This window comes from Kribbella endophytica (genome assembly GCF_054781295.1).
Map to the genome: position 1 here is coordinate 3,652,922 of NZ_BAAGUR010000001.1, position 22,228 is coordinate 3,675,149.

The 22,228-nt window shown below is 68.9% G+C and carries 20 protein-coding genes and 1 tRNA gene; 10 read left to right on the forward strand and 11 right to left on the reverse strand.

Features of this window, described 5'->3' with window-relative positions; genetic code table 11:
- Positions 1 to 1,749, reverse strand: a complete 1,749-nt coding sequence (locus ACYVIO_RS17455; RefSeq protein WP_460651827.1) for a cytochrome c biogenesis protein CcdA — start codon at positions 1,747 to 1,749, stop codon at positions 1 to 3.
- A 209-nt stretch (positions 1,750 to 1,958) separates the two neighbouring features.
- Between ACYVIO_RS17455 and ACYVIO_RS17460 the strand changes: the two genes are divergently transcribed.
- From ACYVIO_RS17460 to ACYVIO_RS17480, 5 genes are all read left to right on the forward strand, one after another.
- Positions 1,959 to 2,621 (forward strand): fasciclin domain-containing protein, encoded by a 663-nt coding sequence (locus ACYVIO_RS17460; RefSeq protein WP_460651828.1) that lies wholly within the window; start codon positions 1,959 to 1,961, stop codon positions 2,619 to 2,621.
- A gap of 120 nt (positions 2,622 to 2,741) precedes the next feature.
- Complete coding sequence (locus ACYVIO_RS17465) at positions 2,742 to 3,104, forward strand: YciI family protein (protein WP_460651829.1); 363 nt, start codon at positions 2,742 to 2,744, stop codon at positions 3,102 to 3,104.
- Complete coding sequence (locus ACYVIO_RS17470; protein WP_460651830.1) at positions 3,101 to 4,339, forward strand: RNA polymerase sigma factor; 1,239 nt, start codon at positions 3,101 to 3,103, stop codon at positions 4,337 to 4,339. Before ACYVIO_RS17465 ends, ACYVIO_RS17470 begins: the two co-directional genes overlap by 4 nt.
- A gap of 34 nt (positions 4,340 to 4,373) precedes the next feature.
- The gene (locus ACYVIO_RS17475; RefSeq protein WP_460651831.1) at positions 4,374 to 5,198 is read left to right on the forward strand and encodes an alpha/beta hydrolase; all 825 of its coding nucleotides are present in this window, start codon (positions 4,374 to 4,376) and stop codon (positions 5,196 to 5,198) included.
- Positions 5,195 to 6,064 carry an RNA polymerase subunit sigma-70 gene (locus tag ACYVIO_RS17480; protein ID WP_460651832.1) on the forward strand — a complete coding sequence of 290 codons (870 nt, stop codon included), beginning with the start codon at positions 5,195 to 5,197 and terminating at the stop codon, positions 6,062 to 6,064. The genes ACYVIO_RS17475 and ACYVIO_RS17480 overlap by 4 nt, the downstream gene beginning before the upstream one ends.
- On the opposite strand, the gene ACYVIO_RS17485 is transcribed toward ACYVIO_RS17480, so the two are convergent.
- Entirely contained in the window at positions 6,033 to 6,950 is a 918-nt protein-coding gene (locus tag ACYVIO_RS17485) for a LysR family transcriptional regulator (RefSeq protein WP_460651833.1), read from the reverse strand. The genes ACYVIO_RS17480 and ACYVIO_RS17485 overlap by 32 nt on opposite strands.
- 90 nt (positions 6,951 to 7,040) lie before the next feature.
- Here ACYVIO_RS17485 and ACYVIO_RS17490 point away from each other — a divergent pair, with 90 nt between their 5' ends.
- A complete protein-coding gene (locus ACYVIO_RS17490) occupies positions 7,041 to 7,550 on the forward strand; it encodes a sugar O-acetyltransferase (protein ID WP_460651834.1) in 510 nt (169 codons plus the stop codon).
- Here ACYVIO_RS17490 and ACYVIO_RS17495 read toward each other — a convergent pair.
- The 8 genes from ACYVIO_RS17495 to tenA all read right to left on the reverse strand — a co-directional run bounded on the left by ACYVIO_RS17495 (position 7,518) and on the right by tenA (position 16,054).
- Positions 7,518 to 8,705: an MFS transporter gene (locus tag ACYVIO_RS17495; RefSeq protein WP_460651835.1), complete on the reverse strand. Its 1,188-nt coding sequence runs from the start codon at positions 8,703 to 8,705 to the stop codon at positions 7,518 to 7,520. The two genes, ACYVIO_RS17490 and ACYVIO_RS17495, sit on opposite strands and share 33 nt — an antisense overlap.
- Before the next feature lie 33 nt (positions 8,706 to 8,738).
- Positions 8,739 to 9,524 carry an inositol monophosphatase family protein gene (locus ACYVIO_RS17500; RefSeq protein ID WP_460651836.1) on the reverse strand — a complete coding sequence of 262 codons (786 nt, stop codon included), beginning with the start codon at positions 9,522 to 9,524 and terminating at the stop codon, positions 8,739 to 8,741.
- Between the two features lie 21 nt (positions 9,525 to 9,545).
- Complete coding sequence (locus tag ACYVIO_RS17505) at positions 9,546 to 10,328, reverse strand: AfsR/SARP family transcriptional regulator (protein ID WP_460651837.1); 783 nt, start codon at positions 10,326 to 10,328, stop codon at positions 9,546 to 9,548.
- 322 nt (positions 10,329 to 10,650) lie between these two features.
- Positions 10,651 to 12,036 carry a S41 family peptidase gene (locus tag ACYVIO_RS17510; RefSeq protein WP_460651838.1) on the reverse strand — a complete coding sequence of 462 codons (1,386 nt, stop codon included), beginning with the start codon at positions 12,034 to 12,036 and terminating at the stop codon, positions 10,651 to 10,653.
- 148 nt (positions 12,037 to 12,184) lie between these two features.
- The gene (locus tag ACYVIO_RS17515) at positions 12,185 to 13,435 is read right to left on the reverse strand and encodes a chymotrypsin family serine protease (RefSeq protein ID WP_460651839.1); all 1,251 of its coding nucleotides are present in this window, start codon (positions 13,433 to 13,435) and stop codon (positions 12,185 to 12,187) included.
- Between the two features lie 248 nt (positions 13,436 to 13,683).
- A tRNA-Lys gene (locus ACYVIO_RS17520) sits at positions 13,684 to 13,759 on the reverse strand.
- A gap of 76 nt (positions 13,760 to 13,835) precedes the next feature.
- Entirely contained in the window at positions 13,836 to 15,389 is a 1,554-nt protein-coding gene (locus ACYVIO_RS17525) for a phytoene desaturase family protein (protein ID WP_460651840.1), read from the reverse strand.
- Complete coding sequence (tenA, locus tag ACYVIO_RS17530; RefSeq protein ID WP_460651841.1) at positions 15,386 to 16,054, reverse strand: thiaminase II; 669 nt, start codon at positions 16,052 to 16,054, stop codon at positions 15,386 to 15,388. The genes ACYVIO_RS17525 and tenA overlap by 4 nt, the downstream gene beginning before the upstream one ends.
- A 153-nt stretch (positions 16,055 to 16,207) precedes the next feature.
- Between tenA and ACYVIO_RS17535 the strand changes: the two genes are divergently transcribed.
- On the forward strand, positions 16,208 to 17,914 hold the full coding sequence (locus tag ACYVIO_RS17535; RefSeq protein ID WP_460651842.1) for an aminotransferase class V-fold PLP-dependent enzyme: 1,707 nt from the start codon (positions 16,208 to 16,210) through the stop codon (positions 17,912 to 17,914).
- Here the strand turns inward: ACYVIO_RS17535 and ACYVIO_RS17540 are convergent.
- A complete protein-coding gene (locus tag ACYVIO_RS17540) occupies positions 17,911 to 18,912 on the reverse strand; it encodes a LacI family DNA-binding transcriptional regulator (protein WP_460651843.1) in 1,002 nt (333 codons plus the stop codon). The two genes, ACYVIO_RS17535 and ACYVIO_RS17540, sit on opposite strands and share 4 nt — an antisense overlap.
- A gap of 204 nt (positions 18,913 to 19,116) precedes the next feature.
- On the opposite strand from ACYVIO_RS17540, the gene ACYVIO_RS17545 reads away from it, so the two are divergent.
- The 3 genes from ACYVIO_RS17545 to ACYVIO_RS17555 are packed head-to-tail and all read left to right on the forward strand — an operon-like array spanning position 19,117 to position 22,212.
- A complete protein-coding gene (locus ACYVIO_RS17545; protein WP_460651844.1) occupies positions 19,117 to 20,019 on the forward strand; it encodes a carbohydrate ABC transporter permease in 903 nt (300 codons plus the stop codon).
- On the forward strand, positions 20,009 to 20,887 hold the full coding sequence (locus tag ACYVIO_RS17550) for a carbohydrate ABC transporter permease (protein WP_460651845.1): 879 nt from the start codon (positions 20,009 to 20,011) through the stop codon (positions 20,885 to 20,887). Before ACYVIO_RS17545 ends, ACYVIO_RS17550 begins: the two co-directional genes overlap by 11 nt.
- A 23-nt stretch (positions 20,888 to 20,910) precedes the next feature.
- Complete coding sequence (locus tag ACYVIO_RS17555) at positions 20,911 to 22,212, forward strand: ABC transporter substrate-binding protein (RefSeq protein WP_460651846.1); 1,302 nt, start codon at positions 20,911 to 20,913, stop codon at positions 22,210 to 22,212.
- The last annotated feature ends 16 nt before the right edge of the window (positions 22,213 to 22,228 follow it).

The following is a 22,228-nucleotide window of genomic DNA, read 5'->3' on the forward strand; positions in this document are numbered from 1 at the left end:
TCAGCCGAAGGTGAAGGTGAAGGCGGAGACTCCGGCGCTGTAGGTGAGGGTCATGGTCTTGCGTTCCTGGGTCGGCTTGTCGACCAGTTGGTAGGCGTTCGGCGTACCGGCGACCCTGATGGTCTTGTCGGGTTCGCCGGGGATGGAGACGGTGACGGTGCCTTGGCCGGAGAGGACGTGGTAGACCTTCGCGGCGTTGTAGTTGAGGCGGGCCTGGGAGCCGTTCGTCGAAGTGACGTCCTGGGGGCCGACGAGCCAGTTGCCGCCGAGGCTGTAGGTGTCGTCGGGCTGGGCCGGGTTCAGGGCGAACGCGGTGGGGGTCTTGCGCGGGACGAGCTTGCCGGTGCCGTTCAGGTTGGTCGAGCGGGAGTACGCGAGGTAGGTCTCGGGCGTGGTCCCCGCGGCGCCGACGCTGTCGGCCTCGACCGTGCCGTCGACCGGCGCGGGCAGCTTCACGCCGGGGTTCGCGGCGGTCAGCAGTTCGCGGATCTGGTTCTCGGTCTGGTCGTACGAGCCTTCGCCGAACTTGATCGACCGAACGGTGCCCTCGGCATCGACCAGGTACTTGGCCGGCCAGTACTGGTTGCGGTACGCCGTCCAGGTGGCCAGGTTGTTGTCCTGTCCAACCGGGTAGCCGATCTTCTCCTTGCTGATCGCCGACTGGACGTTGCCCGCCGACTTCTCGAACGCGAACTCCGGCGAGTGGATGCCGACGATCCGCAGCCCGAGTGACTTGTACACCGCGTCCCACGCGAGCAGGTGCGGCGTCGCGCGCTGGCAGTTGATGCAGGAGTACGCCCAGAAGTCGACCAGGACGACCTTGCCCTTCAGTCCCGCCAGTGTCACCGGCGGACCGTTGAACCACTTCTGAGTCCCGGTGAACTCAGGCGCCGTACCGCAGGAAGCAAGCTCGGCGGCACCGGGCGTGCACTTCGCCAGCTCCTCACCACCGGCTCCGAGCGCGGGAGCCAGTGCGCCCTGGACGGTCTTGTTCTCGGCGACCTTCTTCTCCAGGCCGCTGGTGTAGCTCGGCAGCGAGCGCTGGATGACGTCGGTGACGTTGAAGGCCAGCGCGACCGCGAGCAGGATCATCACGACGCCACCGCCGATGCGGAAGCCTTTCTGGTGGTCGCGGTAGGCCTTGACGCGCTGGGAGATCCGCGACCCGGCCGAGGCGAAGATCAGCAGCGGCAGCGCCGCGCCCATCGCGAACGACACGGTCAGGACGACGGTCCGCCAGCCGACGTTGCCGGTGGCACCGGCAACGGTGATCGCCGCGAGCACCGGCCCGGCGCATGGCACGTACAGCGTGCCGAGTCCAAGGCCGAGCACGAAGGCGCCGTTGTTGTTGCGGTTGATCTTCGGCAGCCGGTAGAACGGCTTCTCGATCCAGTGCCCGAGCGCGGGGAAGATCAGGCCGAGGCCGACCAGCGTCAGGATGGTCAGGCCGCCCCAGCGCAGGAAGTCGTCGGGCAGTCCGAGCGCGGACAGGATGACCGAACCGGCCAGCGTGAACAGCGAGAAGCTGACCACGATCCCGGCGATGATCTTCAGCGGCCGGAAGTCGCGCGGCGGCTTGCCGACCTCGAGCTCCTCGACCAGGACGTCGCCGGCGGCCGTCGTACCGGCCTTTGAGGGGACCTTGGTGTTTGTTCCCGCGAAGAAGATGATCGGAAGCATCGGCAGGACGCACGGGGAGACTCCGGTGATCAGCCCACCCAGCAGTCCGATCAAGGCAAGCGTCAGCATGGGGATCTCCAACTCAGAGGGTTTCCGGCACGGTCATCTCCTCTTCGGTTCGGCGGTGGTCCGCGGATGGTTACGGCGCTCTTACCGCGCCGTACGGAAAAAGTTCCGCGCCGGACCCATCCGCCCCGCTGAGGGCGCCGAAGTACCGATGTCTGCTGCGGTTCGCAGGAGGCGGCTCAGGCTTCCATTCAGCGAAAGAGAGTTTCACCATGTCGAACACCCTCAAGCGCGTCACGATCTCGGCCGCCGCCGTGTCGTTGCTCTTCGCAACGGCTGCCTGTGGTGGCAGCGACGACGCCGGCAGCAGCCCGTCGACCAGCACCTCGTCCTCGGCGCCGGCCGAGACCCCGAGTGCGACCCCGTCGGCCGACAACATGTCCGGCCTCGTCGGCCCGGGCTGTGCCGACTACGCCAAGGCCAACGCCACCGGCGCCGGTTCGATCGACGGTATGGCTGCCGCTCCGGTCGCCAGCGCTGCCGCGGGCAACCCGCTGCTGAAGACCCTGGTGGCTTCGGTGTCGGGTCAGCTGAACCCGAAGGTCAACCTGGTCTCGACGCTGAACTCCGACCAGTTCACCGTGTTCGCGCCGGTCGACTCGGCGTTCGCGAAGATCCCGGCCGCGACGATCAACACGCTGAAGACCGACAGTGCGCTGCTGACCAAGATCCTGACCTACCACGTCGTCCCGGGCCAGCTCGACGCCACCGCGGTGGTCGGCAAGCACCCGACCGCTGAGAAGCAGGAACTGACCGTCACCGGCTCCGGCGACAACCTGAAGGTCAACAACGCCAACGTCATCTGCGGCGGCGTGAAGACCGCCAACGCGACCGTCTACCTGATCGACACCGTCCTGATGCCCCCGGCAGCCTGACGATCGTCCCGACGACAGTCCGGCCGAGATTTCTCGGCCGGACTGTCGATGTCGGTACCGTCGGTCTCGTCGTTCAGGTAGGCGGCTCACCCCGGGCGGCACCCCGAAGGGACGGACACGATGGCGAAGTACCTGATGCTCATCTACGGCGACGCGGCGCAGTGGGCGGCGATGACGCCGGAGCAGGAGAAGGCGCACTCCGCGGCGCACGAGCAGTTCGCGGCCGCGGCCGGGGACAAGGTCCTGTCGGCGCACGAGCTGGAGCTCTCGTCGATCGCGGCGACCGTCGTACGGACTGATGCCGCGTCCGGGCGGGTGACGACGACGGACGGGCCGTTCCTGGAGACCAAGGAAGCGGTCGGCGGGTACTACCTGCTGGAGGCCTCCGACCTGGATGAGGTGATCGCCCTGGCTGAGCTGTTGCCGGAGGTCCGTGCGGCGCACAGCGGGGTCGAGATCCGCCCGGTGGTCGGGCACGGATGACCGATGAGGTCGTCGCCGCGGTGGCGCAGGCCCACCGCGGCGAGTGGGCGCAGGTGCTCGCCACGACCGCGCAGGTGATCCGCGACCTCGACCTGGCCGAGGAGTGCACGCAGGACGCATTCGTCCAGGCGCTGGAGACCTGGCCGCGGATCGGGATCCCGCAGCGGCCCGGTGCCTGGCTCACGACCACGGCGCGGAACCGCGCCCGGGATCTGCTCCGCCGAGAGTCCGTCGTACGGCGTGCGCTGCCGTTGCTGGTGCCTGACGACTCCGTGCCCGGGCCCGAGGACGGGCTCGACGACGACCGGCTGCGGCTGATCTTCACCTGCTGCCACCCTGCGCTCGGCCCCGATGCGCGGGTCGCGCTGACGCTGCGGCTGGTGTGCGGCCTGTCGACGGCCGAGGTCGCGCGCGCGTTCCTGGTGCAGGAGTCGACGATGGCCGCGCGAATCACCCGGGCCAAGAAGAAGATCAGCCTGGCCGGCATCCCGTACCGCGTTCCGTCGGCGGATCACCTGGCCGAGCGGGTCCGCACGGTGCTCGACGTCGTCCATCTGATCTTCAGCACCGGCCACACCGCACCGATCGGCGCCGAGCTCGTTCGGCAGGATCTGGTCGAGTGCGCGATCGACCTGGCCCGATTGCTGCGGCTGCTGATGCCGACCGACGCGGAGGTCGGCGGGCTGCTCGCGTTGATGCTGATCGTCGACGCGCGGCGAGCTTCGCGGGTGTCGACCAGCGGGCAGCTGCTGCTGCTCGCGGAGCAGGACCGGGGGCTGTGGGACACCGCGCTGATCAGCGAAGGCGTCGCCCTGCTGACCGACGCGCTTCGGCGGCAACCGCCGACGAGGTACGCCGTCGAAGCCGCTCTCGCCGCGGTCCACGCCGAAGCTCCGACCTGGCAGGACACCGACTGGTCCGAGATCGTCGGCCTGTACGACGTACTGCTCACCCTGTGGCCGACTCCGGTTGTCGAGCTCAACCGCGCGGTCGCCATCGGCCTGCGCGACGGCCCACGCGCCGGCCTCGCCGAGCTCGATCCGCTGCTCGATCTCCCGGCGCTCGCGACGTACAGCTATCTCAGCGCGGCCCGAGCCGACTTCCTCCGCCAACTCCGGTCCTGGCAGCCGGCCGCCGAGGCTTACCAGGAGGCCCTGGCCCTCACCGACAACGACGTCGAACGCAGCTTCCTCACCGACCGGCTCGCCGAGGTCCAAGCTCACTTGCGCGACTGAGATTCCTTTTGGCCTCCGGCCGGGTCTAGTCCGTATGAGCAACCAGGACATCAACCGTGAGCACTGGCAGCGATCCGCTGCCGACGACCGTTCGATCCCGTGGGAGGAGCTGACGGCCGAGCCGAAGGCGATCCGCCAGGAGTGGGTGGGCGACGACCTCTGGCTGCGGCCGGAGGCGCCGGCGACCGACGCCGTGCTGCTGTCGATCCACGGCGGCGGCTTCGTCAGTGGGTCGGTCTCCACGCACCGCAAGCTGTTCGGGCACATCGCGAACGCGGCGGGGACTTCGGCGTACGCCGTGGAGTACGGGCTGGTCCCGGATCATGTCTACCCGAGCCAGCTCGATGCCGTGACCAGCGTCTACCGGCGACTGGCTGCGAAGCATCCGGTCGCGCTGGTGGGGGACTCCGCGGGCGGCACGCTCGCGCTCGCCGTGGCCTTGCGGGCGCGCGACGAAGGGCTTCCGAGGCCTCGCGCGTTGTACCTGATCTCGCCTTGGACGGATCTGGAAGCAGCCGGCGACTCGTACGAGACGAGCAGCGATCCGTTCTTCGCTCGGGAGTTGGTGCGCGGGCTCGCGGCCAGCTATCTGGCCGGAGCCGAGCCCCGTACGGCGTCGCCGTTGTACGCCGACCACCGCGGGCTGCCGCCGACGTACGTCCAGGTCGGCAGTGAGGAGAGCCTGCTCGACGACAGCCGGCTACTGGCCGAGCGGATGCGCGCGGCCGGCGTCGACGTACGGCTCGATGTGGTCCCAGGTGAGCTGCACACGTTCCAGATGACCGCCGGGAACACCACGGCTGCCGACGACGCGATCGGAAGGGCGGGCGGATGGCTGCGACAGATACTGGGAGCATGACCGACTTCGCGACGGCCACGGAGCCCCTCCGGCGGGAGCTCGTCGCGTACGCCTACCGGATGCTCGGGTCGTGGGCGGACGCGGAGGACGCCGTACAGGATGCGTTGCTGCGGGCTTGGCGGGCCTGGGACAAGTTCGAGCAGCGGTCGTCGGTGCGGACGTGGCTGTACCGGATCACGACCAACGTGTCGCTCACGGCGCTGGAGGGTCGGGGACGGCGAACGTTGCCGTCGGCAATGGACGCGTCGGAGCAGGTCGGCGCGTGGGTGGAGCCGTACGCCGCCACGCGCGACGACGTCCGGCTGGCGTTGGTCGCGGGCCTGCAGTTGTTGCCACCGCCCCAGCGAGCGGTGTGGTTGCTGCGGGAGGTGCTGGCCTTCCCGGCGGCTGAGGTCGGGGAGATGCTCGACCTGTCGGTCGCCGCGGTCAAGAGCAGCCTGCAGCGGGCCCGCGCGCAGTTGAAGGACGCCGACCTGCAGCCGGACGACATCGTCGAGCCGGACGCCGCCGAGGCGCGGCGGTTCCTCGACGCGTACGTCACGGCGTTCCAGAACGCGGAGGTCGACGTACTGATCGAAGTCCTGCGCGCCGACGTCAAGCTGGAGATCCTGCCCGGCCGACGCTGGTACGACGGCTTGTCCGAGTGTGTGCCGGTGTTCCAGGAGGCGATGGGCGAGCCGGGCGACTGGCAGATGATCCCGACCGTCGCCAACGGACAACCCGCCGCGATCGCCTACCGGAAAGGCACGCCGTACGGGCTGGCAGTGCTGGACGTTCGGCGCGACGGGATCGCCGGGGTGACGGTCTTCGATGGCCCGGAACTGGTCGAGCGGTTCAGGCGGGAACCCACGTGGACTGGTCGATGACGGCTGATCGAGCCGTGCGGAGGTGGTTGAGGAAGGCGGCCAGGCCCGGGTGGCGGTTGTCGGCTCGCCAGATGATCGAGTGCGGGTAGACAGGGACCGGGTCGGCGATCGGGATGCGGCGGAGGTCGTACGCCTCAGGCCAGAGGTAGCGGGTGCCTTCGCCGATGAGTGTGGCCAGGTCGGCGGAGACGGCGAGCTCGTCCAGTTGTACCTCGATGCCGAAGCTCGGTCCTGTGGTGTCGATGCTCAGGGCAAAGGCAGCCGCCAGGGCGTCGTAGTACGAACCCCACTCCGTGTCCGCCGGCAGGCCGGGCATCCAGATCCGGTACGGCGTGAGGTCTGCGAGCGTGAGCTGGGTTGCGGAGGCGAGTGGGTGCTGGGGGCCGACCAGCAGTTGGTGCCGATCGTCGACGACGCGCTCCGCTCGTACCGGCTGGGTGATCGGGGACCGCGGATACCGGAACGTCGCGTCAATGGTGCCGTCGGCAACGGCTTGGACGGCGTCGTCGAGCCCGGCGTCCGGCAGCTCGACGATGTCGAGCTCGATGTCGGGGTGCAGCTGGTGGAAGGCGTGGAGCGCGGCGGCCGGCGCGGTCCGGCGGTTGAGGACGTCGATGCGGAGCGGGCGTCGTACCGTCCGCACTGACGCCTCCGCCTGCTGCGCGACCTGGAGCAGCTCGCGGGCATGCGGCAGGAACGCATGCCCGTCAACGCTCAGCTGAGCGCCACGTGGGGACCGGATGAACAGCTGGACACCGAGATCCCGTTCCAGCGCCGCGATGCGCTTGGACACCGCCTGCTGCGTGATGCGCAACCGATCCGCGGCGGCCTGGAACTGACCGGCGTCGGTCGCGGTCACGAACGTCCGCACGGCCTCGAGGTCCACGCGGACACTGTAGGTGGACAACTGGACGTTGTGCGGCGGGGACTGACGGTTGTTTGCGCGCTTGTTCTGGCGGTTGCTTGGGTGGTTGCCATGGAACTTTCCTTTCGTGAGCGCGTGGTCCGAGCGATTCGCCTGACCGAACGACTCAACAAGCTGCCGTACGACGACCAGCCCGCGATCCTGACCGTCTGGGCCGAACTGACCGGGCAACCCGTCGACGAGACCTTTCACCTCATTCCGCCGGTGTACTCCGATCACGGGATCAACATTCGGCTCGGCCGCAACGTGTTCGTCAACCAGGGGTGCCGGTTCAACGACATCGGGGGGATCGAGATCGGGGATGAGGTGATGTTCGGGCCGGACGTCAGTCTGATCAGTTCCGGGCACCCGGTCGCGCCGGCGGAGCGGCGGAGAGGGATCACCGCGGCGCCGATCCGGATCGGGCGGAACGTCTGGATCGGTGCCTCGGCGATGATCCTGCCGGGGGTGACGATCGGGGACGACTCGGTGATCGGCGCCGGAGCGGTCGTCACGCACGACGTACCGGCAGGCACTCTTGCCGTGGGCTCACCGGCGCGGGTGGTGCGATCCATCCGCTAGGGCTCGACGATTGATCACCAGGAGGAACCCGGCCGCCAGTGCTGCGGCGGCGGTGAAGGTGGTCTGGGTGGAGGTCGCCGCGGCCAGGGGGCCGAGGAGCAGGGGGACGATCACCTGGCCGCCGAAGGTGATGGTCGCCAGTACGGCGGTCGCCCGGCCGCGAAGCTCGACGGGCGCGGTCTCGCCGATGAGGAGAGTCAGGGTCGGGACGACGATCCCCATCCCCAGGCCGAAGACCGCGGCGGCGCCGACCATCAGCGCGGGTTCGCGGGCGATGCCGAGGCCGGCCAGGGCGATGGCCCAGATCAGGAAGGCTGTGCGCAGCAGTCTGACGTCGCTGATCGCTCTGCGAAGCGTGGCGTACGAGAGGCCGACGACGGTCATGGCCGCGGACAGGATCGCGGTGCAGAGTGCGACCAGCAGCGGCTTCGTGACGCCGACTTCGCCGAGGCGTAGCGGGAGGAAGATCAGTACGGCGTACAGCAGGAACGAGCTGGCGAGCTGCATCAGGTAGTAGAGGATCACCGTCGGCCTTTTGAGGACGAATGCCATGAGGGATCCCTGAGCTGCCGCGCCGGGTTGCGATCCGTTCCGGCGGGGCAGCGCGGTGAGGCAGAGGATGCCGAGTGGTACGCCGACGAGGTAGATCGCGAAGGGCGCGTGCCAGGACAGGCTGCCGAGCGCGCCGCCGGCGATCGGCCAGATCAGGCCGCCGAGGCTGATGGCCGACGACCTCCAGCCCATCGCGCGATCCCGCGCGGCGCCGTCGAAGGACTCGAGCAGGAGCAGCGTGGTGCCGGTGAAGACCGCGGCCGCGCCGATGCCGAAGACCAGGCGGCTGATCAGCAGGGCGGGGTAGTCGCTCGTCACCAGGCCCGCGCCGCCGGCCACGCCGTACAGGACCAGCCCGGCGGACAGCGTCACCCGGACGCCGAAGCGGTCGATCGCGCGGCCGATGAACGGACTGACGATCGCCAGGGACGCCGCGTGCGTGGTCAGCACGAGGCCGGTCTGGGTCTCGCTCAGGTCCAGATCCCGGCGGACGAGCTCGAGGATCGGCGCCAGGATCGCCCCGGCCATCACCGTCAGCGTGGAGCCGAGAAGGAGGACGAGCAGCAGCTTCCCGCGGGCAGCCTGCTCCGGTTCGACCAGCATCGCCCGAGCATCACACCTGAACCAAAGTTGAGGTCAAGCCCACTGACGGGCGATGATCTCGAGAAGGGCCGCATGGGTCTTGTCGTCGGCAGCGGCGATGACGCCGGGGCCGGTGTGGAGGGGCTGGCCACGAAGGTCCGTGACGACGCAACCGGCCGCCTGACACAGCGCAAGACCAGCCGCGAAGTGCACGCTGTCGCGTAGGTCTCCGTCTGTCACGTACGCCGCGCGCCTGCCGTCGGCGACCCAGGCGACGGCCAACGTGGTCGACAAGACCCGCGGGCCGAAGGCCGTCCCCAACGCACGGTCCGCCAGCAGCCGCGCGCCGAGGAAGCCGCCGCCGGCGATCGGGTCGACGTTGACGTCCACGAGACGTGAGTCCGCCGACGGCTTCATCTGCGTGTCGGCACCTTCGCGCCGTACGCCCGTCGTCTGTCCATCCGTCCAGAAGATCTCGCCCGACATCGGATCGGCGACGGCTGCGACGACGGCCTCCCCGTCGACCTGTAAGGCGACGTTGACCGAGAAGAGCGGCGTCCGCGCAGCGAAGTTGAGCGTCCCGCACAAGGGGTCCACCAGCCAGCGCCTCCGCGCATCAACCTCCCCGGAAGCGCCGTACTCCTCGCCGACGACCGCATCCGACGGCCTGGCGATTCGGATCACATCGAGGATCGCCTGCTCGGCTTCGAGGTCAGCGTCGGTTGCGAAGTCCATCCCTGACTTCTCGTGCCGTTCCACTGAAGTCCCGTACTTGCCCCGTACCGCCGCGGCCCCGGCCTCAGCTGCCGCGATCGCCAGCTCGGCATCAGAAACACCCATGCCGCCATCCAACACCCCCGGTCAGCCGGCGCGTTTCGTGCAGTGGTGGTCGCAGCAGGCTGTGCCGACCGAGTTGGACAGGATGGAGCGGTGTAGTGATCGCAGCTCGGGGCCGGGCTCGATGCCGAGTTCCTGGATGAGGGCGTTGCGGGTCCGCTGGTAGACCTCGAGTGCTGACGACGGTCGTCCGTCGAGGTGCCAGGCGTGCATCAGCAGGCCGGCAACGCGTTCGTCCAAAGGGTCCTGGGTAGCGACCTCGACCAGTTCGGCGAGCGCGTCGTTGAGACCGCCGAAGCGGATGGCGAGGTCGATGCGTTCGCACTGGACCTGGCGGTGGAGCTCGCGCAGCTTGCGGCGTTGTGACTCCAGGTACCTGCCGGGCAGGCCGCCCAGAGGCTCGCCGCCGTACAGGTCGAGAGCTGACGTGAGGCGGCAGACGGCGTACTCGAGGTCGTTCGCAGCGCGCGCAGTCCTGGCCTCGGCAAGCAAGATCGCCAGTTGGCCGACATCTGTCTGGTCGGCCCGCAAGCAGAGCCGGTAGCCGTGCGGTGCCGTCTGCAGCAACTTGGGGCAGGGGAGCAGTCTGCGGATCCGATAGATGTACGAGGCAACGACCTTCGCGCCGGACGACGGCTGGTCCTCGTCCCACGCCGCGGTGAGCAGTTCGTCGCTGGTGAACTCACGATTGGCGTTCAGCGCCAGTACGGCGAGAACGCCCTGCTGACGCGCCGGACCCAGCTGTACCGGGAGCTCACCGCACCAAGCACGCGGCGGCCGGAGGAACTCGAACCTGATCTCGGACACTGCGTTCACCCCTCACCCGGCGAAGACTCACTGATCACACGTCGCCGCTCCGCCATCGGATCAACCGAACAGCAACTGTTCGGATACCGGGCGCCGCAGACGGCGGCGATTCAGCTCACGAGACCCGCAGGGACCAAGCTGAGCACGGTAAAGGCCGTCGGAAAGTACCCCGCGACGGTCACGACAAGCCTCCGGGTCACCGGCCGCGCCAGAGCTTCCGTCACCAGCGGCCGGGGAACGACAACGATCCGCTGGTTCCTGAAGCCTTCGTGAACGGGCATGCGCCCATCGTGTCAGCTGTGGGAGGGGCAGATGACACCAGCTAACGAAGCAGGTTGACGGCGGTGGTGAAGGCGGAGTCCTTGTGCCCGGTCAGCTCGGCTCGGGTGAAGACAGGGCGGCGGATGTCCGGCGGGATGCCTGGGCCGTCGTACGACTTCCAGTTGATGGTGCGGAACTCCTCGTTCGGGACGATGAACTCCCAGCCGTTGGGCAGGGTCCGCTGCAGGACGTCGGAGAAGACTCCCTGGGTGTTCTCGCCGATGCGCACCGGGCGCGGGGACCGGTTCATCATGGCCTGGGTGAAGGTTTCGCCGGCGCTCATCTGTGAGCCGCCGGTCAGCAGCGCGATCGGGCCGGTGTACGTCGTGCGCCCGGACGGGGTGACGAACAGCGGCTGCGGCGCGGTGAAGGCGCTCGCGTCGTACGGGTTGTTGCGGGCTCGCTTGAAGTAGGCGAAGTACGGGCGGTCGGTCAGCCGGGCCGCGACGTCCAGCGCGAGCTGGTCGGAACCGCCGCCGTTGAGGCGGAGGTCGACGACGAGGCCCTTCAGCTTGTTCGGTCCGGTGGTGCGGTCTTTGGTGAGGATCGTGTCGAGGGTCTCGGTCAGCGTCTTCAGCTCGGCGTTGTAGTCGGGGATGTTGCCGTAGCCGAGGAAGGCGATCACGCGCAGGTAGCCGATCCGGCCCGGCAGGTCGGCGTACCCGATCCGCTCGTTCGCGTAGGAGGTGAACTCGACACCCTTCAGCGCGGTCTGCTCGATGTAGGGACGGATCTTCGCCTCGAGGTCCTCGTCCGGCAGCACAGTCCCCGGACGAACACCGGGGAACGCCTTGCCGTCGGGGGTCCGGAGCGCGGTGTGCGCGTCGCCGAGCGGCTTGATCATCGTGACCAGCAGGTCGAACAGGGCGGCGTCGGGCATGGTCGCTCTCACCTGCGGCCGGTACTTGGCCCGGACGGCGTTCCAGTCGATCCCCTTCGCCTGGAAGAACGGGTAGTTCTCGGCGTACGTCGTCCAGAACTGGTCGAAGACCGCGAGCGGTCCTGTTGCCCCGGGCACCGTGCAGAGCTTGGGCAGTTTCGCCGTACGCCGCAACTGCTTGTCGCCGACGTTGCCTTCGACATGCATCACCGCGCGGTCGCGGCGGACCTGGATGGTGAAGGCCTGCTCTCCGTCCGCGGTGAATCGGTTGCCGGACTGCAGGTACTCACCCGCAGGGGTGCAGCTGATGCTGGTGGTCGAGTACAGGGTGGCCCGGCCTTTGCTGACGGCAACGGTTGTGCCGTAGCCGTCCATCTGCCAGATGCCGTCCAGCGAGGTGGACGCTGTGGCGGCCGACGAAGGGGACAGCGGGGTGGCCACCAGGCCGGCTGCGAGCCCGACGGCCAGAAGTACGCGACGCGACGGTCGCACAGTCTTGAGGTTCATACCGCAAACTCTGGTCGAGGCCGGTCGGCCGAGACAGGGAGCGACTACCCCAGCGGGGGTAGACCTAAGCCCACTAGACCAGAACTGCCACGGTGCACGCGCAGGAGGCGTTCCAGGATGTCTGGAACGCCTCGCTGCGCAAGGGGCTTCAGCCGGTGATCACGGTGAGGCCGGGGAAGTCGCGGGTGGCGGTGCCGAAGTCCTGGAACACCATCCAGTGGCCCCAGACATTGCTGATCGAGCCGGTGTGGGATCCGACCGCGACCAGCTTCGACCAGCTCGCGTCGGCCGGCGCGAACCAGGCGCCGCCGCTGTCCCCGCCGGCGGTGGGGTCGCCGCCCTTCGCCGAGATCAGGTCGTCGTAGCACTCGGACGGTCCGTGGATGTCGGTGCCGCACAGAGTGGTGTAGGCACTGTCGACCTTGTGCGCGCACCGCGTGCCGGTCGTCGCGCCCGAGTGGCACAGGTCCTGCCCGCCGTAGCTCCAGACCCAGCCCGCGATCGCCTTGCTGTAGCCCTGCTGGGCGGCGCCGCCGTCCCAGATCCGGCCGGTGGCATCGGCGGTGACGATCATCAGGTCATGGCCGACGTGCTCCGCGGCAGCCCGTCCCACCGCGCCGGTCGTGCTCAGGTTCGTGTTCCCGAAGTACTCCATCGGGCCGCCGCAGTGACCGGCGGTCAGCAGGTACTCGCGTCCGTTGAAGGTCACACCGAACGACGTCGAGCAGTGGTACACCCGTCCGGGCAGCCCCGGACAGCCGCTCCCGTTGCCCGCCACGCTCTGGTTGTAGATCGCGTTCCCGCCGTACCAGGGCGCGCTGTCGTCACACCGTCCCCACTCGAGATCCAGCATCTTCTCGGCCACCACCTGCACCGGTACGCCGACCCGGGCCGCCAGCACCTTCGAGTCCCCAGGCCCGACCACGGCGGTCAGCCCGCTGCCGTCGAACGGCAGCTTCACGGCGTGCACCTGGCCACCGTTCTTGATCCCGTCGGACTTCATCAGCTGCGTCGACGCCGACTTGAGCTCCTTCTTCGAGTACTGCGCCGCCTTCACCTCGACCTTGACCGGCGACTTCGTCGCGACCGCCTGGATCGACGCGGGCACGGCAGTGCCCTTCCACCACAACTGCAGTACGTCGCCGGCGGCCTGCAGCCCCGCGAACCCTTCACCCGCGCCGTTCTCGACCAGGTTCCTGATCTCGTTGGCCACCTGCGTCATCGGCACCTGCCGCTCGATCGACACCCGATCCGCCTCCGGCAGACCGGCCGGCGCCCCGGGCTTCTCCGCAGCCGGCTTGCCGTCTGCCGGGACCGCCCCAGCCGCTTCCCCCTGCACAAGCCCCACCGCAGCGACCCAAGCCACTGCCAGCAGCAACACCACACGATTGCGCCTCACGCGAATCCTCTCCAGCCCTCGCAGAAGGCTGCAGCGTCGCACCCGGCGCCAGCTCGTCCCATGTCTTCGAGCACCGTCTAACCGCCGCGGAAATCATCACCGACGACGGCGCCGAGATTCTCACCAGGAGGCGGCCGGCGCGACGATGCAGCGCAAGTGTGACGTGACCCACAGTGACGGCTTGTGAAAGCTCCCCGGAACGCACAAAGGCCCAGGAACAGATGCGATGTCTGCCTGGGCCTCGATGCTGGTGCGCCGCCAGGGACTCGAACCCCGAACCCGCTGATTAAGAGTCAGCTGCTCTGCCAATTGAGCTAGCGGCGCGTGTTGTTTCCTTCGAACGAAGAGAACAGTAGCAGGGGATTGGGGGAGAAGAAAAATCGGTATTGGGGTGCCTGGGTCAGGGGTGGAGGGAGAGGATCGCCTGGGCTGCGTTGTGGCCTCCGATGCCGCTGACGGCGCCGCCTCGGCGGGCTCCGGAGCCGCAGATGAGGAGGTTGGCGACGTCGGTTTCGACGCCCCAGCGGCCGGCGCCGGCGTCGTCGTCGGACCAGGGCCACTGGAGGTCGCCGTGGAAGATGTGGCCGCCGGGCATGCCGACCGAGGACTCGATGTCGACGGGGGTTTTGGCCTCGATGCAGGGGTTGCCGTCGGCGTCGAGGGCGATGCAGGACTCGAGGGGTTCGGCGAGGTGGTTGTCGAGGCCGGCGAGGACGCGGCGGACCGACTCGGCGCGGGCGGCTTCGTTGTCCTGGGCAAACAATCGGGTGGGGAAGTGGACGCCGAAGACGGTAAGGGTGTGGTGGCCCGAGGCCACGAGCGAGGGGCTCAGGATCGACGGGTCGGTGAGGGAGTGGCAGTACACCTCCGACGGCGGTACGGCGGGGAGCTCGCCGGCCGCGGCTTCGGCGTACGCGGTCTCGAGCTGGCTGTAGTCCTCGTCGATGTGGAAGGTCCCCGCGAAGGCCCGGCGCGGGTCGTCGCCGGACTTCAGCTGGGGGAGCCGGGAGAGCAGCAGGTTGATCTTCAGTTGCGAGCCCTCAGGCACAGGACCGGCGGCGCGGCCGCGGAGGCGGTCGAGGACCAAAGGCGCCACGTTCGCGAGCACGTACGAGCAGTCGACGGTTCGCTCTCCGTCACCGCCGAGCCAGGTCACCGCGGCGCGGGTGCCGTCGGCCTCGATCGCGGAGACGGCCGCGTCGGTCACCACCGAGGCGCCGGCCCGTCGAGCGGCGTCGAGCAGCGCGTCGGTCACCGCGCCCATGCCGCCGACCGGAACCCGCCACTCGCCGGTGCCGTTGCCGATCAGGTGGTAGAGGAAGCACCGGTTCTGCAGCAGCGACTCGTCGCGCAGCCGGGCGAACGTCCCGATCACACCGTCGGTCGCGACCACACCGCGCACGGTGTCGTCGGTGAACCGCCGCTCGATCGTCTCCCCGAGCGGCCGCTCGACGAGCTCCTCCCACAGCACCGGGTCGACCCGCTGCCGCAGGGACGCGGCTGACTCCAGCGGCTCCAGCAGGGTCGGCGCGATCACCGCGGCCAGCTCCGAGACCGACCCGTAGAACTGCTGCCACGCGTCGTACTCGGCATCGCTCCCGGTCAGGTCAGCGAAGGCGGCCCGAGTCGCAGCGCCCTCGGGGCGGTCGACCATGAGCCCGAGGTCGCGGCCGCCCCGGCGTACCGGCGTGTACGACGCGACCGAGCGCGACCGGAGCTGCAGCGACAGGCCCAGGTCGGCGACGATCTTGTCGGGCAGCAGGCTGACCAGGTACGAGTAGCGCGACAGCCGCGCGTCGACCCCGGGGAAGACCTGCTGGCTCACCGCGGCGCCGCCGGTGTGCGACTGCTGCTCCACGACGAGCGTGCTCAGGCCGGCGCCCGCCAGGTACCCCGCGGCGACCAGGCCGTTGTGCCCGCCGCCGACGATCACGACGTCGTAGAAATCCCTCATCGGACCGGCCACTCCAGTTCGTGGTACGCGGCGTCCCAGAACATCCACTCGTACCGGGTCGTGGTGGAAAAGTGCCGATGGCAACGATCGCGTTCGCCCGGGCCGACCTCGGCGCCGAGTGCGTCCGTCACCGCCAGCACCGACTCTACGACCGCGTCGAACTCGGGGGAACCGTACGACGCGATCCACTCGGCGTAGACCGGGTCCGGTGACGACTGCTTCAGCAGCTCCCGACCGACGTCGCGGTAGATCCAGTAACACGGCAGTACGGCGGCCACCGCCTCGGCGTACGTGCCGGTCGCGCAGACCGCCGTCAGGTACGACATGTACGCCGTGGTCGTCGGCCCCGAACCGGTCGCGTCGACATCGGCCGAGGTCAGCCCCAGCGACCCGAGCAGGGACGTGTGCAGCTCACGCTCGACGTCGATCGCCTCGGCCGCGTGCCGCGCGAACATGCTGACCGCGTCCTCGTCCGTGGCCCGGGCGGCGGTCAGCGCCAGCGAGCGCGAGTACGCGCGCAGGTAGTGGCTGTCCTGGATGATGAAGTACCGGAACTTGTCGTGCGGCAGCGTCCCGTCGGTGAGCCCGGTGATGAACGGGTGCCGGAGGATCTCGGCGTACACCTTGGCGGCCCCGGCGTCCCACAGTTCGGTGGAAAACGTCATCCTCGATCTCCTCGCGCTCGACTGCCACGACCCTAGCGATCGCGCGCCCGGCGTACACGAGACGAAAATCACTCCCCGGCCGTACCCTGAGCCATGGGGGAACAACGATCGGACGTCGACGCGCCGTCTATCCGGCCGCCGTACGGTCCTGCCATGAGCATGCCGCCCGACACCCCGCTGCTGCGCCGGATCCGCGCCTCCGTGATCGGCGACGACCAGGTGATGCCCGGCCCGTACGGACCACGCCGGGTCACGTACGCCGACTACACCGCGTCCGGCCGCGCGCTGACGTTCCTCGAGGACTTCATCCGCGAGGAGGTGCTGCCGCGATACGCGAACACGCACACCGAGTCCAGCGGCACCGGCCTGCAGACCACGCGGCTGCGCGAGGACGCCCGGCGGATCATCCACGACAGCGTCGGCGGTGACGACGCGACCGCGGTGATCTTCTGCGGCTCCGGCGCGACCGGCGCGATCGACAAGCTGATCGGCGTGCTCGGGCTGCGGATCCCGGCGCAGCTCGACGACGAGTACCACCTGAGCGACGAGATCCCGCGGGCGCAGCGGCCGGTCGTGTTCATCGGGCCGTACGAGCACCACAGCAACGAGCTGCCCTGGCGGGAGTCGATCGCCGACGTGATCGTGATCGGGCAGGACGCCGACGGGCACATCGACATCCCGCTGCTGGAGTCCAGGCTCGTCGAGTACGCCGACCGCCCGCTGAAGATCGGCTCGTTCTCGGCCGCCAGCAACGTGACCGGCATCGTCAGCAACACGCACCGGGTCTCCGCGCTGCTGCACCGGTACGGCGCGCTGTCGTTCTGGGACTTCGCCGCGGCCGCGCCGTACATCGAGATCGACATGTACGGCGGGCAGGCCGACGACCCGCTGGCATACAAGGACGCGATCTTCCTCAGCCCGCACAAGTTCATCGGCGGACCCGGGACGCCCGGGGTGCTGGTCGCGCGCCGGGAACTGCTGCGCAACCGCGTGCCCGACGTACCGGGTGGTGGCACGGTCGCGTACGTGAACCCGACCGAGCACCGCTACCTCGAGGACCCGATCCACCGCGAGGAAGGCGGGACGCCGGCGATCATCGAGTCGATCCGGGCCGGGCTGGTGTTCCAGCTCAAGCAGGCGGTCGGCATCGACGTGATCCGGGCGCACGAGGACGCGTACCTGCGGCGCGCGGTCGAGGCGTGGCGGGCCGAGCCGAACCTGGAGATCCTCGGCAACCTGGACTCCGAGCGGCTGTCGATCGTGTCGTTCGTGGTGAAGGCGCCGTCCGGTCGGTACCTGCACCACAACTACGTCGTCGCGCTGCTGAACGACCTCTTCGGCATTCAGTCGCGCGGCGGATGCTCGTGCGCGGGCCCGTACGGGCACACGCTGCTCAACATCGACCTGGCGCGGTCGGCGGAGTTCGCCGAGGAGATCGAGCACGGGTGCGAGGGCATCAAGCCCGGCTGGGTGCGGGTCAACTTCAACTACTTCATCTCGGAAGCGGTCTTCGCGTACGTCGTGGAGGCGGTCCGCCTGGTCGCGCAGGAGGGCTGGCGGCTGCTCGGCGACTACCGCTTCGACCCGTCGAACGGGCTCTGGCGGCATCACCGCGGCCCGGTCGAGCCGCCGATGCGGTTGTCGCAGGTCGGGTACGACCGGGACGGCGCGCTGCGGTATCCGCGGCACAACACCACGGCGCCGGAGTCAGCCCTGGACGGCTACCTGACCGAGGCCCGCGAGTTGCTGGAAGCCTGCCAGCACGCCGACACCGAGGCCGAGGGCACGGTCAACACGGACTTCGACCACCTCCGCTGGTTCGACCTCCCGAGCAGCTGCCTGTCCCCGGTGGTTCGCTAGCCGTTGGTCCGGCCGGTGCTGCCTCGGACCAGGAGGCGGGGGCGGAAGTCGGTGGCTTCGGGGGCGCCTTGGGCGGTGAGTTGGGCGTGGAGTTGTTGCCAGGCCTGGTTGCCGAGGGTGTTGCGGGGGACGGCGGCCGAGGTGAGGGGTGGAGTGGTGAAGCGGGCGAAGGGGATGTCGTCGAAGCCGGTGATGGAGATCTGGCCGGGGACGGAGACGCCCAGCTCGTGGAGGCCGCTGAGGGCGCCGAAGGCAACCATGTCGTTGAAGGCGACGGCCGCGGTCGCGCCGCTGCTGGCGACCGCGCCGGCGACGGCGTGGCCGTTCTCGAAGGTCGCTCCGCAGGCGACCTGGATCAGCTCGAACGCGCGGCCCTGCTCGGAGAGCTGGAGCAGTGCGTCGAGACGCTCGCGGTTCGACGTACTGGGTGGTGGGCCGGCCAGGTACACGATGCGGCGGTGGCCGAGTGAGAGCAGGTGGGCGACGAGATCCTGGATGCCGGCCGCGTAGTCGACGGACAGCGACGGTACGCCGGGGAGCTTGCGGTTGATCAGCACGAGCGGCGCGAGCTGCGGCACGAGTCGTTCGAGATCGGCCGTCGGCAGGCGAGGAGACGCGAGTACGACGCCGTCGCAGCGCCGACGGGCCTCGAGTGCGAGCACCTCCTCGTCCTCGACCTGCTCGTTCGACTCCGCGATCAACAGGCGATGCCCGTCGGCGCCGGCCGCCAGACTCAGGCCGCGCAGTACGTCCTGGAACATCGGGTTGGACAGGTCGGGCACGATCAGCGCGATCGTCGCCGTACGGCCGAGGGCCAGACTGCGGGCGACCTGGCTCGGCGCGTAGTCCAGCGCGCGAGCCGCCGTGAGCACCCGCTCGGCGAGCTCGGGCGCGACCGTGGCGCGGCCGTTCATCACCCGCGAGACCGTCGCCCGGGACACGCCCGCGGCCTCGGCGACCAGCTTGATGTTGGCCGACACCCTGGCGTTCTGATCCACCGCGTTCCTCCCCTCGGACCCGGCGACGCATGCCGCCGGGCACGGCCAAGATAGCCCCGGATAGCCGCGTTGGGAAACCGGTCTCTCGACGATCTGTGGACAACCAAACCCTTGTAACGAAACATTTTCGCTGTCGTTGGTGAGGCATTGACACGTTTCAAGCTGGCCTGCTAGAAACCGGTTACTCGATCCGGAGGTGAGGCGTTGAGCCCCTACACGCGGTACAGCCGGCGCCGTCGCGACGCGGTCACCGGCTACCTGTTCCTGACACCGTGGCTGATCGGCCTGGTGGCGATCACGCTCGGCCCGATCCTCGCCTCGCTGTACCTGGCCTTCACCGACTACTCGCTGCTGAAGCCGCCGGAGTGGGTCGGCCTGGCCAACTTCCAGGAGATGCTGACCGACCGGCGGCTGCACAAGTCGCTGCTGGTCACCTTCCAGTACGTGTTCATCTCGGTCCCGCTGCAGCTGCTGATGGCGCTCGGCCTGGCGATCGTGCTGAACAAGGGCATCCGCGGCCTCGGCTTCTACCGCTCGGTCTTCTACCTGCCGTCGCTGCTGGCCGGCAGCGTGTCGATCGCGATCCTGTGGCGGCAGATCTTCGGCCAGGAAGGCCTGGTCAACGACGTCCTGGCGAAGGTCGGCATCGAGGGCCAGAGCTGGGTCGCGCACCCCGACTTCGCACTCGGCACGCTGATCCTGCTGAACGGCTGGACCTTCGGTGCGCCGATGGTGATCTTCCTGGCCGGTCTGCGACAGATCCCGGCCTCGTACTACGAAGCGGCCGCCGTCGACGGCGCCGGCCGGTGGACGACGTTCGCGCACATCACGATCCCGCTGCTGACCCCGATCATCTTCTTCAACCTGGTGCTGCAGGTGATCGGTGCGTTCCAGAGCTTCACGCAGGCCTTCGTGGTGAGTGGCGGCACCGGCGGCCCGGCCGACTCGACGCTGCTCTACACGCTCTACCTGTACGACGAGGGCTTCGGTTCCTTCCACATGGGCTACGCGTCGGCGATGGCCTGGGTGCTGCTGGCGATCATCGCCGCACTGACCGCGATCAACTTCCTGTTCGCCAAGCGATGGGTGTTCTACGGTGACGAGTGAGACGCTGACCCGGGTCCGCGCAGGCCGCCCGCCCGGGACCGAACCGCGCGGCAAGGGCCTGCTCAAGCACGCGATGATCATCCTCTTCGGCTTCGTGATGCTCTACCCGCTGCTCTGGCTGCTGTCGAGCTCGTTCAAGCCGACCGAGGTGATCTTCCGCGAGCCGTCGCTGCTGCCTAGCAAGGTGCAGTTCAGCAACTACACCGAGGGCTGGACGGCGCTCGCGCACCCGTTCGAGCACTACCTGCTGAACTCGGCGCTGATCGCGGTGCTGGCGATCGTCGGCAACCTGCTGACCTGCTCGCTGGCGGCGTACGCGTTCGCCCGGGTCGAGTTCCCGCTGAAGAAGCTGTGGTTCGCGCTGATGCTCGGCACGATCATGCTGCCGATCCACGTGCTGATCGTGCCGCAGTACGTGCTGTTCTCGAAGCTGGACTGGATCAACACGATCCTCCCGCTGGTGGTGCCGAAGTTCCTGGCCCACGACGCGTTCTTCGTGTTCCTGATGGTCCAGTTCATCCGCGGGCTGCCGCGCGAGCTGGACGAGGCGGCCCGGCTGGACGGCTGTGGGCACTTCCGGATCTACGCGCGGATCGTGATGCCGCTGTGCCTGCCGGCGCTGGCGACGTCCGCGGTGTTCACGTTCATCTGGACCTGGAACGACTTCTTCAGCCAGCTGATCTTCCTCACCGACCCGGACAAGTACACGGTGCCGGTCGCGCTGCGCTCCTTCATGGACGCCCAGAGCGGGACGTCGTGGGGACCGCTGTTCGCGATGTCGGTGGTCGCGCTGGTGCCGATCTTCGGCTTCTTCCTGGCCGGCCAGCGCTACCTCACCCGCGGCATCGCCACCACGGGGCTCAAATGACCACCGGACAAAGGACCACGATCATGAAGCATTCGTCGTACCGGCGGATCGCCGCACTCGGTGTGGCCGGTCTGCTGCTCGCGCTCACGGGTTGTGGCGGAGACTCCGGCGGTGCTTCGGACGACCCGAACGCAGCGGTCACGCTGCGGTTCTCCTGGTGGGGTAACGCGGACCGCGCCGCGCTGACCCAGAAGGCGATCGACGCGTTCCAGACGGCCAATCCGGGCATCACGGTCAAGCCGGAGTACGGCGACTTCAACGGGTACTTCGACAAGCTGGCGACCAGCGTCGCGGCCAACGACGCGCCGGACGTGATCACGCTCGGCGGCGCGTACCCGCGGGAGTACGGCGACCGCGGCGCGCTGCTCGACCTGGCCGAGGTCAAGGACACGCTGAAGACCGACAAGATCGACGCGGCGTCGCTGTCCAACGGCAACTTCGACGACAAGCAGTACGGCGTACCGACGGGGGTGAACGCGTTCGGCGTGGTGGTGAACCCCAAGGTGTTCAAGGCGGCCGGGGTCGCGTTGCCGGACGACAGCACCTGGACGTGGGACGACTTCCAGCGGATCGCCGAGCAGATCGCGAAGGCGGCGCCGAAGGGGACGTACGGCGCGGAGGACCCGACGAGCGCCGACGTACTGGATCTGTACGCGCGGCAGCGGGGTGAGTCGCTCTACACCCAGGACGGCAAGGTCGGGGTGAGCGAGCAGACGCTGACCGACTGGTTCACGATGACGACCGGGCTGCGGGACGCGGGTGCGACGCCGCCGGCCGCGGTGACGTCGGAACTGGTCGGGCAGCCGGCGCCGGAGCAGAGCCTGATGGGGCGCGGGCTGGCCGGGATGCAGCTGGACTGGACGAACCAGCTCGGGTCGTTGCGCAAGGCATCGGGTTCGGAGCTGCAGCTGCTGCGCGCTCCTGGTGAGGGCGCGGCGACCAAGCCGGGGATGTGGTTGCAGGCCTCGCAGATCTACACGATCAGCGCGCGGACCAAGCACCAGGAGGCGGCCGCGAAGCTGGTCAACTTCCTGGTGAACGACCCGGCCGCGGGCAAGATCACGCTGGCGAACCGTGGCATCCCGGCGAACTCCGAGGTCCTCGCCGCGGTCAAGCCGTCGCTGCCGAAGGACGAGGCCGCGTCCGCCGACTTCATCGCGGCGATCGCGCCCAAGGTCGGGCCGGCGCTGATCATCGGGCCGACCGGGTCGACGGAGAGCGTGAAGATCCTGGAGCGGACGAATGCCGAGGTGTTGTTCAACCGGCAGACCCCGGCACAGGGCGCGAAGCGGTTCCTCGAGGACCTGGGGGCGGCGATTCAGTGACGGTCGACCCGTCCAC